14 protein-coding genes are annotated in these 13282 nt (G+C 69.9%); 5 read left to right on the forward strand and 9 right to left on the reverse strand.

Translation table 11 applies throughout. The features are described 5' to 3' along the window. Positions 1–2: 2 nt before the first annotated feature. Positions 3–431, forward strand: coding sequence for a D-aminoacyl-tRNA deacylase (dtd, locus tag ACQ1X7_RS08125; protein ID WP_432477666.1), 429 nt, complete (start codon positions 3–5; stop codon positions 429–431). Positions 432–618: 187 nt separating this feature from the next. Here dtd and ACQ1X7_RS08130 read toward each other — a convergent pair whose 3' ends face one another. Beyond that, complete coding sequence (locus ACQ1X7_RS08130; protein WP_432477667.1) at positions 619–1641, reverse strand: alpha/beta hydrolase fold domain-containing protein; 1023 nt, start codon at positions 1639–1641, stop codon at positions 619–621. A gap of 70 nt (positions 1642–1711) precedes the next feature. Between ACQ1X7_RS08130 and ACQ1X7_RS08135 the strand changes: the two genes are divergently transcribed. From ACQ1X7_RS08135 to ACQ1X7_RS08145, 3 genes are all read left to right on the forward strand, one after another. After that, positions 1712–3847: an RNA degradosome polyphosphate kinase gene (locus tag ACQ1X7_RS08135; protein WP_432477668.1), complete on the forward strand. Its 2136-nt coding sequence runs from the start codon at positions 1712–1714 to the stop codon at positions 3845–3847. Between the two features lie 91 nt (positions 3848–3938). Then, entirely contained in the window at positions 3939–4550 is a 612-nt protein-coding gene (locus ACQ1X7_RS08140; protein ID WP_432477669.1) for a DUF47 domain-containing protein, read from the forward strand. 10 nt (positions 4551–4560) lie between these two features. Continuing rightward, positions 4561–5565 carry an inorganic phosphate transporter gene (locus ACQ1X7_RS08145; RefSeq protein ID WP_432477670.1) on the forward strand — a complete coding sequence of 335 codons (1005 nt, stop codon included), beginning with the start codon at positions 4561–4563 and terminating at the stop codon, positions 5563–5565. A gap of 38 nt (positions 5566–5603) precedes the next feature. Here the strand turns inward: ACQ1X7_RS08145 and ACQ1X7_RS08150 are convergent, their stop codons facing one another. The 6 genes from ACQ1X7_RS08150 to ACQ1X7_RS08175 form a co-directional block, all read right to left on the reverse strand. Continuing rightward, the gene (locus ACQ1X7_RS08150) at positions 5604–6542 is read right to left on the reverse strand and encodes a hypothetical protein (RefSeq protein ID WP_432477671.1); all 939 of its coding nucleotides are present in this window, start codon (positions 6540–6542) and stop codon (positions 5604–5606) included. Between the two features lie 115 nt (positions 6543–6657). Next, positions 6658–7428 (reverse strand): phosphate ABC transporter ATP-binding protein PstB, encoded by a 771-nt coding sequence (pstB, locus tag ACQ1X7_RS08155; RefSeq protein ID WP_432477754.1) that lies wholly within the window; start codon positions 7426–7428, stop codon positions 6658–6660. A gap of 149 nt (positions 7429–7577) precedes the next feature. After that, a complete protein-coding gene (pstA, locus tag ACQ1X7_RS08160; RefSeq protein ID WP_432477672.1) occupies positions 7578–8480 on the reverse strand; it encodes a phosphate ABC transporter permease PstA in 903 nt (300 codons plus the stop codon). Further along, positions 8480–9412 (reverse strand): phosphate ABC transporter permease subunit PstC, encoded by a 933-nt coding sequence (gene pstC, locus ACQ1X7_RS08165; RefSeq protein WP_432477673.1) that lies wholly within the window; start codon positions 9410–9412, stop codon positions 8480–8482. Before pstC ends, pstA begins: the two co-directional genes overlap by 1 nt. Positions 9413–9426: 14 nt before the next feature. After that, the gene (locus tag ACQ1X7_RS08170) at positions 9427–10383 is read right to left on the reverse strand and encodes a PstS family phosphate ABC transporter substrate-binding protein (RefSeq protein ID WP_432477755.1); all 957 of its coding nucleotides are present in this window, start codon (positions 10381–10383) and stop codon (positions 9427–9429) included. Between the two features lie 162 nt (positions 10384–10545). After that, on the reverse strand, positions 10546–11409 hold the full coding sequence (locus tag ACQ1X7_RS08175; protein ID WP_432477674.1) for an NUDIX hydrolase: 864 nt from the start codon (positions 11407–11409) through the stop codon (positions 10546–10548). Positions 11410–11468: 59 nt separating this feature from the next. Here ACQ1X7_RS08175 and ACQ1X7_RS08180 point away from each other — a divergent pair, with 59 nt between their 5' ends. Next, positions 11469–12518, forward strand: coding sequence for a hypothetical protein (locus ACQ1X7_RS08180; RefSeq protein WP_432477675.1), 1050 nt, complete (start codon positions 11469–11471; stop codon positions 12516–12518). 7 nt (positions 12519–12525) lie between these two features. Here ACQ1X7_RS08180 and ACQ1X7_RS08185 read toward each other — a convergent pair whose 3' ends face one another. Continuing rightward, entirely contained in the window at positions 12526–12687 is a 162-nt protein-coding gene (locus ACQ1X7_RS08185) for a hypothetical protein (RefSeq protein WP_432477676.1), read from the reverse strand. Between the two features lie 185 nt (positions 12688–12872). Continuing rightward, positions 12873–13076 (reverse strand): cold-shock protein, encoded by a 204-nt coding sequence (locus tag ACQ1X7_RS08190; protein ID WP_134720686.1) that lies wholly within the window; start codon positions 13074–13076, stop codon positions 12873–12875. Between the last annotated feature and the right edge of the window lie 206 nt (positions 13077–13282).

The raw sequence follows: 13282 nt of genomic DNA on the forward strand, positions 1-13282 counted from the left end.
ACATGCGAGCCGTCCTCCAGCGCGTGCTGTCGGCGTCGGTCAGCGTCGGCGGCGAGGTCGTCGGCGCGATCGACGAGCCCGGGCTCCTGGTCTACCTCGGCGTCACCCACGACGACGGCGACCGCGAGATCGCCTGGACCGCCGGCAAGATCCGCGACCTCCGGCTGCTGCGCGAGGAGCAGTCCGTGGCCGACGCGGGTGCGCCGGTGCTGCTGATCAGCCAGTTCACGCTGTACGGCAACCCGCGCAAGGGCCGTCGCCCCACCTGGAACGCGGCCGCTCCCCAGCCGGTGAGCGAGCCGGCGTACGACGCGGTCTGCGCGGCGCTCGAGCGCGACGGCATCCGCGTCGAGCGCGGCGTCTTCGGTGCCGACATGCAGGTCGCGAGTGTCGGCGACGGACCGCTGACCCTCATCGTCGAGTCGTCGTAGCCTGCCGGCCGGCCAGGCTCGTCCGGCAGGCTCGATCCTGTTACGGCTCGCCGCGGACCGGTCTTCCCGCGGTGGTTTCGAGACGGGCCTTGACGGCCCTCCTCAACCACCGGAGGTCGGTGGTTGAGGAGGTTGCGCAGCAACCGTCTCGAAACCACCCCGACCTCACCAGCCGGACGCCGTACGGTCAGCGCAGCGCGGCACCCAGCCGGTCGGCGACCTCGGCGACCGCGAGCCGCGGTGTCCGGCCGGAGCCGACCATCTGCAGGAAGCCGTGCACCTGGTCCCGGAACCGCCGGAGCTCCACCTCGGCCCCCGCGTCCGCCAGCCGGCGGGCGTAGGCCTCGCCCTCGTCGCGGAGCGGGTCGAACCCGGCCGTGGCGACGTAGGCCGGTGCCAGGCCCGTGGGGACGTCGGCCAGCAGCGGGGAGGCCCGCGGGTCGAGGACGTCGTCGGGGCGGGGGAGATAGCACTGCGCCGCCAGGTCCATGAACCGGCGGTCGAGGACCAGCCCCTCGCCGTACGCCTCGCGGCTCTCGGTCCCGCCGCGCATGTCGCAGCCCGGGTAGACCAACAGCTGGAACACCAGCGGGAGTCCCTCGCGAGCCGCCGCGATCGCCACGGTCGCCGCGAGGGTGCCACCCGCCGAGTCACCGCCGACCGCGAGCCGGGCGGGATCGGCGCCGACCCCGGCTGCGTGCTCGACCACCCAGCGGTAGGCGGCCAGGCAGTCGTCGTAGGCCGCCGGGAAGGGGTGCTCCGGCGCCAGCCGGTAGTCGAGGGCCAGCACCCGCACCCGCGCCCGCTCGGCGAGGTAGCGGCACACCGGGTCGTGGGTCTCGAGGTCGCCGAGGACCCAGCCGCCGCCATGCAGGAAGACCAGCAGCGGGCCGCGGTCCGGTGCGGCCGTCGGGACGTACAGGCGGCCGGGTCGGCCGGCCACCTCCAGGTCACGCACCGCGCCGACCGGCTGCGACCCGCCGACGAGCGCCGCCTGGCGCCGGTAGAGGCGACGTCCTTCCGGGATCGGCAGGTCGCCCAGCCCCGGCTCGCGCGCGACCCTCGCCAGCCGCAGCATCAGCTGCATGTCGGCAGCGAGCGTCTGGCCGTTGTGGACGACCCGTCGCCCCGCGAGCACCCGCTGGACCCGCTCGGGCAGGCCGAGCATCCCCCGGTACGTGAGCGTCTCCACGTGCCGCCTCAGCTCCATGGATCCGCAACCTAGCGAGGCCGCCGTCCGCTGACACCCGCTGTTCACCTGGTGGTGCCAGACTGAGTCCATGACCACGACCGAGGCGCCCACCGGTGGGACCGCCGTCGGCGACGAGGTCGAGGCCTCCGCCGACCAGGCGTGGACCGAGGGACTGGCCGAGGTCGCGAAGTACGACGAGCGCTTCCTCGACCGCGAGATCTCGTGGCTCCGGTTCAACCAGCGGGTCCTCGAGCTCGCGGAGGACCCCCAGGTGCCGCTCCTGGAGCGCACCCGCTTCCTCGCGATCTTCGCCAGCAACCTCGACGAGTTCTTCATGGTCAGGGTGGCCGGTCTCAAGCGGCGGATCGCGGCCGGGATGGCGGTCCGCGCAGTCTCCGGGCTGCTGCCGCGCGAGGAGCTGGAGGCGATCCTCGAGGAGACCCGGGAGCTCACCCAGCGCCATGCCGACCTGTTCCGGGCCGAGATCGTGCCGGCGCTCGCCGAGCACGACATCGAGCTGGTCCGCTGGGGCGACCTCGACCGGGAGGAGCAGAAGCAGTGCAAACGGCTGTTCCGCGACCGGGTGTTCCCGGTCCTGACGCCGCTCGCCGTCGACCCCGCCCACCCGTTCCCCTACATCTCGGGGCTATCGCTCAACCTCGCGGTCCTGGTCCGCAACCCCAAGACCGGCAAGGAGCACTTCGCGCGGGTGAAGGTGCCACCCAGCTTCAGCCGGTTCGTGCCGCTCGGCAACCAGCGCTTCGTCCCGCTCGAGGACGTGATGGGCGAGCACCTCAAGCGCCTGTTCCCCGGCATGGAGGTGCTGGAGTACCACACCTTCCGGGTCACCCGGAACGAAGACCTCGAGGTCGAGGAGGACGACGCCGAGAACCTGCTGGCCGCGCTCGAGAAGGAGCTGCTCCGGCGACGGTTCGGCCCTCCGGTCCGGCTGGAGGTCGAGGACTCGATCACGCCCGCGGTGCTCGAGCTGCTCGTCTCCGAGCTCGGCGTCACCCAGGAGGAGGTGTTCCGGCTGCAGGGGCCGCTCGACCTCACCGGCCTCCACGACATCGCCGACCTCTCGCGCGAGGAGCTGAAGTACCCCGCGTTCGTCCCGAGCGCCCACTCCCGGCTCACCGAGGTCGAGTCGGCGGCGCCCGTCGACGTCTTCAAGGCCGCCCAGCGCCACGACGTCCTGCTCCACCACCCCTATGACTCGTTCGCCACCAGCGTGCAGCGTTTCATCGAGCAGGCGGCGGCCGACCCGCACGTGCTCGCGATCAAGCAGACCCTCTACCGCACCTCCGGTGACAGCCCGATCATCGACGCCCTGGTCGACGCCGCCGAGACCGGCAAGCAGGTGCTGGTGATCGTCGAGATCAAGGCGCGGTTCGACGAACAGGCCAACATCCGCTGGGCCCGCAAGCTCGAGCAGGCCGGCTGCCACGTGGTCTACGGCATCGTCGGCCTCAAGACCCACTGCAAGCTGTCGATGGTGGTGCGCGACGAGCCCGAGGGCATCCGCCGCTACGTCCACATCGGCACCGGCAACTACAACTCCAAGACCGCCCGCCTCTACGAGGACCTCGGCCTGATCACCACCGACGAGGTCATCGGCGAGGACGTCGCCCACCTGTTCAACAACCTCAGCGGCTACAGCCGCAACCCGACGTACGAGGAGCTGCTGGTCGCGCCCGACTCCTTGCGCACCGGGCTGCTCGCGCGGATCCGCCGGGAGGTCAACCACGCCCGCGCCGGAAGCCCGGCGCGGATCCGGATCAAGGCCAACTCGATCGTCGACGAGGTCGTGATCGACGCGCTGTACGCCGCCTCGCGCGAGGGCGTGGTCGTCGAGGCGCTGATCCGCGGCATCTGCGCACTGCGCCCCGGCGTACCCGGCCTGTCGGAGAACGTCCGCGTCCGGTCGGTGCTCGGGCGGTTCCTCGAGCACAGCCGGCTCTACTGGTTCGACAACAACGGCGAGCCCGAGGCGTGGATCGGCTCCGCCGACCTGATGCACCGCAACCTCGACCGGCGCGTCGAGGTGCTGGTCCGGGTGCCCGGTCAGGAGGAGGTCGAGAGCCTCGGCGGCCTGCTCGACCTGGCCTTCGACTCCGACACCGACGCCTGGGACCTCGGGCCCGACGGCGCGTGGACCCACCGGCACGGCGAGATCCACCTCCAGGAGGAGCTCATCGAGCGGCAACGTGGCGGCCGTCACTGACCGCGAGGCCCCGCCCATTTGGTGACGTCTGGTGACCACCCCCTAGTGTGGTCGCGGTTCATCACCCGCTCACCAGGAGTTCTCTATGGGTATGAAGTTCCGTCCCGTCGCGGGGGACTTCTACGAACTGTTCACCGACCAGGCCCGGCACCTCGTGCGGGGGTCGGAGCTGCTCGCCGAGATGATGGCCGAGGGCAGCGACCGGGACGGCGTCGCCAAGCGGATGCGTGAGGCCGAGCACGAGGCCGACGAGACCACCCACGACATCGTGAGGCGGGTCAACAGCACCTTCGTCACCCCCTTCGACCGCGAGGACATCTACTCCCTCGCCTCCGGTCTCGACGACGTGATGGACATGATCGACGAGGTCGTCGACCTGGTGCTGCTCTACGAGGTCGCGACCCTCCCCTCCGAGCTGTCCACGCTCGTCGAGGTCATCCAGCGCTGCGCCGACGTCACCTTCGAGGCCATGCCGAAGCTGAAGTCGATGACCGACCTCGAGGAGTACTGGATCGAGGTCAACCGGCTCGAGAACGCCGGCGACAAGTCGTACCGGCGTACCCTCGCCCGGCTCTTCAGCGGGGACTACGAGGCGCTCGAGGTGCTGAAGCTGAAGGACATCGTGACCTCCCTGGAGGGCGCGATCGACGCCTTCGAGAAGGTCGCGAACACAGTGGAGCAGATCGCGGTCAAGGAAAGCTGAGCCGCCCCCCATGGAAATCGCGATCATCGTCGCGGTGGTCGTCGTCGCCCTGGTGTTCGACTACACCAACGGCTTCCACGACGCCGCCAACGCGATCGCCACGTCGGTCTCCACCCGCGCGCTGACGCCGCGGGTCGCGCTGGCGATGGCGGCGGTGATGAACTTCGTGGGTGCCTTCCTCGGCCAGGAGGTCGCCACCACCGTCTCCGACACCATCGACCCCGGGACCGGTTCCCACGCCCTGGTCATCGTGATGTCCGGGCTGCTCGGCGCCATCACCTGGAACCTGATCACCTGGTACTACGGCCTGCCCTCGTCGTCCTCCCACGCCCTCATCGGCGGGCTGGTCGGCGCGGCTGTTGCGGCCGGCGCGACCGCCAACTGGTCGGTCGTGATCGAGAAGGTCGTCATCCCGATGTTCCTCTCGCCGGTCGTGGCGTTCGGCCTGGGCTTCGGACTGATGCTGCTGATCATGTGGCTGTTCCGCCGCGCCAACCCCGGCAAGGCCAACCGTGGCTTCCGGATGGCCCAGACCGTCTCGGCGGCTGCGATGGCGCTCGGCCACGGCCTGCAGGACGCGCAGAAGACGATGGGCGTGATCTTCCTGGCCCTGCTGTCCGGCGGGTACGTCGCCAAGGGCGACCCGCTCCCGCTGTGGGTCATCGCCTGCGCTGCGGGCGCGATCTCGCTCGGCACCTACTCCGGCGGCTGGAGGATCATGCGCACGCTCGGCCGCCGGATCATCCACCTCGACCCGGCCCGCGGGTTCGCCGCCGAGTCGGTCGCCTCCTCGGTGCTCTACACGACGGCGTACGTCTTCGAGGCGCCGATCTCGACCACCCACACCATCACCTCCGCGGTGATGGGTGTCGGCGCCACCAAGCGGGTCTCCGCCGTCCGGTGGGGCGTCGCCCGGTCGATCCTCACCGCCTGGGTGCTGACCTTCCCCGCCGCCGGCCTCGCCGCCGCCCTCTGCTACTGGATCAGCCACCTGCTGCTCGAGGTCATCCTCTAGCTCCCTGTCCCGGCGTCGGACGTCATACGACCTGGTCGTCAGGACGCTCGACCCGTATGACGTCCGGACCAGCCCGCCTCGGCGAGGGCCCGCTCGACCTGGTCGAAGAAGGCGTCGGCCGCGACTCGAAGGCCGAGGAGCGGCAGCCGCAGCACGGTCGCGCCCTGGAGCACGACGTCGTTCTGCCGCAGTGCGTCGCCGACGACGTTCTGTGCCCAGGCGTGGTGGATCCCGTCGACCTCGACCACGACGCCCCAGTCGTCCCAGACCACGTCGAGGTAGTAGGTGCCGTTCCGCCCACGGCGCACCACCTGCCTGGACGGCTCCGGGAGTCCGTGGCGCCGACACTCCCGGGCGAGGTCGAGCTCTCCGAGGGACCGCACGCCGCCGAGCAGGTCCAGGACCAGCACCTGGAGGAACACCCGGCGCTTGTCCCGGCGTATCCGCAGCAGCTCCGTGGCGAGCCGGTCGGCAGTGACCAACCCCTGCTGGACCGACATCGTGACCAGCAGGGCCGCCTGCCGGTCCGACCGGGACCACAGGGCACCCCGGACCGCCGCCACCTCATTGCGGCTTCGCGGAACGCCGGTGCCGGGCGCCAGGTCGTCGAGCGCCCACCGGCGGGTCTGCCGGATGTCGAGCCCCCGACCGCGCCGGACCCGTGCCCCACGGGGCACGGACACCCGGATCGCGTCCACCTCGTACTTCCTGAGCCCGCCCGCGACCAGCGACGAGGCTCCGTCGAGGAACGCCCGCGGGCCTGCCTCGAACACCGCGGACCACTCGCGGGCTGCCGGCGGCAGCGCTCCGGTGAAGAGAGCGATCGACTGGGTGCCCACCCGCTGCCACCGACGCGCCCGTACGTGCGCACGAACCTCCGACCGGGTCACTTCGCAGGCGTAGGCCTGAAGGCGCGACACGACGCCCGCCTGCTGCCGTGCGAGCGCCTCGAGCGCGAGGTGACGTCGGTCCGGCACGCCACGCAGGATGCCGACCCACGGAGTGGGTCGCCACCGCCTCACCCGTGGCCTGTGGACGGCGCGGCCGGGACGTCATACGAGCTGGTCGCCCAGACGACCACGACGTATGACGTCAGCCGAAGCGGCCGGAGATGTAGTCCTCGGTGCGCTTGTCGTGCGGGTTGCTGAAGATGTTCCGGGTCTGGTCGAACTCCACCAGGAGCCCGGTGCGGTTTCCGGTGACCTCGTCGGGCTTGGCGGTGAAGAAGGCGGTCCGGTCGGAGACCCGAGCGGCCTGCTGCATGTTGTGCGTGACGATGATGATCGTGAAGTTCTGCCGCAGCTCGACCATCAGGTCCTCGATCCGCGACGTGGCGATCGGGTCCAGAGCCGAGCACGGTTCGTCCATCAGGATCACGTCAGGGCGGGTGGCGATGGTGCGCGCGATGCAGAGCCGCTGCTGCTGACCACCGGAGAGCCCGTACGCCGACTGCTTGAGCTTGTCCTTGACCTCGTCCCAGAGTGCGGCACCGCGGAGCGCCTCCTCGACCGTGTCGTCCATGTTGCCGACCTTCATGCCGATGACCCGCGGGCCGTAGGCGATGTTGTCGTAGATCGACTTGGGGAACGGGTTCGGCTTCTGGAAGACCATGCCGATGTGCGTACGGACCGCGATGGGGTCGACGTTCCGCATGTAGATGTCCTGGCCGTGGTAGGTGACCTTGCCCTCGACACGTGCGGTCGGCACCAAGTCGTTCATCCGGTTCAGGCAGCGCAGCACCGTGGACTTGCCGCAGCCGGAGGGGCCGATCAGAGCCGTGATCTCGTTCGTCCCGAACGAGAGGTTCACGTCGTGCACGGCGTGGAAGTCCCCGTAGTAGACGTTGAGGCCCAGAGCCTCCATCACCGGGTCCGGAGGCGAGTCCGGGAGCTCGCGCTCCTCGTGCTCGTGGGCTTCCGCGAGGCTCGTGATGCTCGCCTCGGTCGACTCGTCCTGTGTGCGCACGTGGGTCCCTTCGCGGGTCGAGAAGGTGGCGGGGCGCGTGGTCAATGTCACCAGCTCCTCTGGAACTTGTTGCGGATGTAGATGGCGAGCCCGTTGAGCCCCAGGATCATGATCAGCAGCACGATGATCCCAGCAGAAGCGGCCCGCTGGAACTCCTCCTGCGACTGCGAGCTCATGCGGTAGATCTGGATGGGCAGGGCCGTGACCTGGCTCAGGAAGCCGTTGGGGTCGAAGCGGATGGCCCCGATGCCCAGCAGCAGCAGCGGTGCGGCCTCCCCGATCGCCCGGGAGAGGCCCAGAATGGTTCCCGTGGCGATCCCCGGTACGGCCGAGGGGAGCGTCTGGCGCCACGTGGTCTGCCACGGAGTCGCCCCGAGGGCCAGAGAGGCGTGCCGGATGTCCACCGGCACCGCTCGCACTGCTTCACGCGTCGTGATGATCACCACCGGCAGGATCAGCAGCGCCAGCGCGATCGCTCCGCCGAGGACGATGTTCTTCAGCTGGAACCCGATCAGGGCCATCACGGCCACGGCCAGGAGACCGTAGATCACCGACGGCACCGCCGCGAGGTTCTGGAGGTTGACCTCGATCAGGCGGTTGTACCACTTCTTGCTGTCGGAGAACTCCTCCAGATACACGCCCGCACCGACCCCGAGGGGAACGGCGAAGAGCGCAGTGCCGAGCATCAACCAGGCCGTGCCGATGATACCGGCGCGGAATCCCGTCGTCTCGGGCGTGATCGTGGACTCGTAGCCCAGCAAGAGATCAGAGTCGAAGCGCGGGGAGCCCTTGACCGCGGTGTCCGCGATCAGCACGACGAGGACGACGACGCCGAAGAACAAGGAGAACCACAGCAGCCCCACGAAGATCAGGGAGGCCGTGCTGCGCTCCCTGCTGCGGCCGGTGGTGATGCGGACGGTCTCGGCAGCCGTGGCCGTGATGGTGCTCATCAGTACACCTGCCTGTAGCGGCGGACGATGGAGATGCTGATCAGGTTGATCACCAGCGTGATCAGGAACAGGACGAGCCCCACCGCGAACAGCATGTTGTAGTCGACCGAGCCGACCGGGTTCTCGCCACCGGCGGTCTGAGCGATGAAGCCGGTCATGGTCTGGGCTCCCTCACGCACGTCGAGCGTGAGGTTCTTCTGCGCGCCGGCGGCCAAGGCCACGATCATCGTCTCGCCGATGGCTCGGGACATGCCGAGCACCACTGCGGCCATGACGCCGGACAGGGCGGCTGGCAGCACGACCCGGAGCGTCGTCTGCATCCGGTTGGCCCCCATGGCGAGGGATCCCTCCCTCAGTGACCGTGGAACCGCGGACAGCGAGTCCTCGGCGAGGGAGGCCACCGTCGGCACCACCATCACCCCGAGGATGAGTCCGGCGGCGAGCAGGTTGGTGAAGTTCACCTGCAGCCCGAGCAGGTCCTGGAGCAGGGTCGGGGTCACGAAGAACAGGGCGAAGAACCCGTAGACCACCGACGGAACGCCGGCGAGAAGCTCCACCGTCGGCTTGAGGATCTTGCGCGCACGCCGCGAGGCGTACTCCGAGAGGTACATGGCGGCGCCCAGGCCGATCGGAACCGCGACCAGGAGTGCGATCGCGGTGACGGTGAGCGTGGCGGTGATCAGCGGAACGACCGCATAGCGACCCTCTGTGGCGAAGAACTCGCCCAGTGGAACCTGCCCGAAGAAGTGAAGCACGGGCTCGATCAGGGCCACCAGGATGCCGACCGTGATCAGCACCGACAGCAACGCGCAGCCCACCAGGGAGAGGACAATGGCCCGCTCGCCCGGCCGGGACTTTCGCCGGAGATTGACGACACTGGGCAGGCCCGCCCCTGAGGGCGAGCCTGCACCGGTGGTGGTCGTGTCGGACATGCGACGCAGTCTGGTCAGCCGAGACCCTCGACGGCGGACTGCGTCTCCTCGTACGTCGCGTCGTCGAGCGGGATGAACTGGGCGGCCTCAGCGATCTGGGGCAGGTTCTCGATGTAGAAGTCGACGTACTCCGCCACCGCTGCGTTGTCGGCATACGCCGAGTTCTTCACGTAGATAAACAGCGGTCGTGAGAGCGGGGTGTACTCGCCAGCGCGCGCAGTCTCGGCCGAGGGCTCGACGCAGCCGTTGCCGTCGTCGATGGACAGGGCCTTGAGCGTGTCCGCGTTCTCCTCGTAGTAGGAGTAGCCGAAGTACCCGGTGGCGCCCTCGGTGCCGGCGACGCCCTGGACGAGCACGTTGTCGTTCTCGGACGCCTCGTAGTCGTCGCGGGTGGTCTCCGACTCCTCACCGATGACGTCGGCGGCCATGTAGTCGTAGGTGCCGGAGTCGGTGCCCGGACCGAACAGCGAGATCTCCTGGTCGGGGAAGCTCGGGTCGAGGTCCTTCCAGTTGGAGACCTTGGAGCCGGGCTCCCACAGCTTGATCAGCTGGTCGGTCGTGAGGCAGTCGACCGCCAGGTCCGGGTGGACGACGACGGTCAGCGCGTCGGTCGCGACCTGGAGCTCGGTGTACTCGATCCCCTCGTCCTCGCAGATCTTGGCCTCGTCGTCCTCGATCGGGCGCGAGGCGTCGGAGATGTCGGTCTCACCGGCGCAGAACTTCTCGAACCCGCCGCCGGTGCCGGATTCGCCCACGCTGACCTGGACGTTCGGGTTTTCCTCGCTCAACAGCTCGGCGGCAGCGTTGCTCATGGGGAAGACGGTGGAAGAACCGTCAACGGCCACCGAACCCGAGGCCCCGCCACCGTCGCCCTCGCCGCCGCTGGCGGTCTGACCGCCACCACACGCCGAGAGAACCAGGGCCAGACCAGCGACACCGGGCACCAGCGCCCGACGCATGGAAGTGATCATCACTTCGTTCTCCTGAAGTCAGTCTTGTCGGTTGTGACATTCGGGAACCTAAGGAGCGCAGGTGTCCGGACGGATCGGCGTCGGTGAACGGGCGGTGAACGGGGTGAGGCGACTGCGCCACGCCCTGCCGAGCGTGAGACGACCGTCACATGAACCGGCCGCTCAGGGGGCCGGCCAGAGCTCCGCGACCGACGCCTCGCCCCTGCGGTGGTGGACCACCACGAAACCGCCGGGCTCGAGCTGGGCAGGCTGGACGCCGGCGGCCCCGAACACCGTCGGCAGCACCGGGCGGTGGGTGCACAGCACCGCCCCCTCGCGCCGCTCGAGCAGGTCGGCGACCACCTCGGCCACGGAGGCGTCGGTGGCGTCCTCCTCGGAGAGCGCGTCGGTCGCCCGGACCTTGCGCCCGGCCGCATCGGCGTACGGCGCCACGGTCTGCGCGCAGCGCGCGCTGGACGACGTGACGACCCGCGTCACGTCCCAGGTCCCGAGCAGCGGCACCAGCCGCTGCGCCTGCTCGTGGCCGCGCTCGTCGAGAGGCCGCTCCCGGTCGTCGCCCTCCCACGACTTGCGCCCCAGCGCCTTGGCGTGACGCAGCACCACCAGGGCGCGGGTCCCCCGCTTGCGCAGCGGCACCGCCGTGGCCAGGGTCTCCCGGTCGCGGCGGTAGGTGAGCCGCGCGAGGGCCTCGTCGTGCGGGACCCACTCGACGGCGTCGATCTCGGCGTTGGGCCGGTAGTCGGACACGTCGTCGTCGTCGACCGCCCAGCCCACCCAGTAGTGGACGACCTTGCGGCCCGCACCCACCTGGTAGGTCTGGTCCGGCAGCGGTGGCCCGAGCCGGACCCGGACCCCGGTCTCCTCCCACACCTCGCGGACCGCGGCCGCGGGTGCGGACTCACCGGCGTCCAGCTTGCCCTTGGGGAAGGACCAGTCGTCGTAGCGCGGACGGTGGACCAGGAGCACCTCCCGCTTCGGCCGCCACACGACCACACCGGCGGCCACGACGTCCGGGGGCTCGGCCATGCCGACTAGTGTCACACCACCTGTGGCCCGAAGGGCAGTCCCCCGACCGAGGAGTGAGTGTGCGGAACCGGTGGGTGGTCGTGGGCGCGGTCGTGCTCGTGGTCGCCGTCGCAGCGGCCACGGTGGTCTGGTGGCGTGCGGCCCAGACCCCCGACCTTCGGCGGGCCGTCGACCTGGCTCCGGCGGCGTCCGAGCGGATGACCTGGACCGACTGGGCCGGGATCCGCGACCGGCTCGGCTCCGATGTGGGTCCGTCCTCCGACCGGGACGCGGTCGCCGCATTCCTCGACGAGGCCTACGAGGCCGACCTGTCACCGATGTCGTCGCTGCTGGCGTCGACCGAGGCGATGCAGGAGTCCTACGGCTTCTCCCCCGCGTCGCTGGAGTGGGAGCTGCTCACCCAGTCCGGGGAGGGAGCCGCCGTGTTGATGCAGCTCCCCGAGGACACCGACCTGGACGCGCTGTCCGACCGGCTCGAGGGCTTGGGTTACCGGCGTCCCGACGAGGACACCGGCGTGTGGCAGGGCGGCCGCAACCTGCTGCCGACCATCGGCACCCTCACCCCGGAGCTGCAGTACCTGGCGCTCGACCCCGACCGTCAGCTGGTGGTGGCCTCCGACACCGAGGCGTACGCCGAGGTGACCATCGACGCCGTGACCGGCGAGGGGGACCGATTCGACGGGCTGGACGAGGTGGTGGACGCGGTGGGCGAGCCACTCGCCGCCGCGGTCTACAGCGGGGACGTCGTGTGCGGTTCCCTCGCGATGGGCCACGCCGCCCCCGCCGACCAGGACCAGGCGCGCGAGCTGCTCGCCGCGGCCGGAGAGGTCGACCCGCTGACCGGGTTCGCGATGGCGCGCGGTCGCGACGGCCTGGTGCGGGTGGCGATGTCGTTCGAGGAGGACGACCAGGCGCGGACCAACGCGGACACCCGCGCGCGCCTGGCGTCCGGTCCCGCGCCGGGGCAGGGCGGCGACTTCGCGGACCGGTTCCGGCTGGGCGAGGTCACCGCCGAGGGATCGGTGGTGACGATGGAGCTCGACCCGGTGGAGGGGAGCTACGTGCTCTCGGACCTGAGCAGCGGTCCGGTCCTGTTCGCCACCTGCTGAGGGGGCGTCAGCCGTCCTCGGCGACGCCGAGGATCCGGTCGATCTCGTCGGGGCTCAGGTGCACGTCGGACTCGCTGGCGGCGATGATCAGGTTGGTGGTCAGCTCCACCTCGCCCAGCAGGTCACCGTCCTCCAGCGACACGTCGAACTGGTCGTGCACAGTCCCCACCCCTCGATGATGTGTTGCCCCCGACCTCCCATTGTGCCTGCTCCGCCATGCCCACGGGGGCGAGTTGAGGTGAAATCTCCGAGCCCGGCCGACGCCACGCCGTGGCGTCGAGGGGACCCGGACCCAAAGGACGAGGCCCCGTCCCGGTCGGGACGGGGCCTCGTCGAAGCCTGATCGGGGTGCGATCAGAGGGGGCGGACGTTCTCGGCCTGGGGACCCTTGGGGCCCTGGGTGACGTCGAACTCCACCTTCTGGTTCTCGTCCAGGGACTTGTAGCCCTGGGTCTGGATCGCCGAGTAGTGCACGAAGACGTCGTCGCCGCCGTCCTCCTGCGCAATGAAGCCGAAGCCCTTCTCGGCGTTGAACCACTTCACGGTGCCCTGAGCCATTGTGCTCGTTACTCCTTCATCGGGGCGAGAGTCGCCACTTCGGCGACCCACATCAGATGCGGTGACACGTCGCTCCGACTTGCGTGACTGGCAGACACACCCGAAGAAACGCCGTTGGATCACAAACTCCGCCGGCGTCAGACCTGCGCGAACCTTGCACCCTCTGCGTGGTCGACCCTACCAACCACGAGGCCGATCCCGAGAAG

The sequence above is a fragment of the Nocardioides sp. GXQ0305 genome, assembly GCF_050880345.1.
GTDB lineage: Bacteria > Actinomycetota > Actinomycetes > Propionibacteriales > Nocardioidaceae > Nocardioides.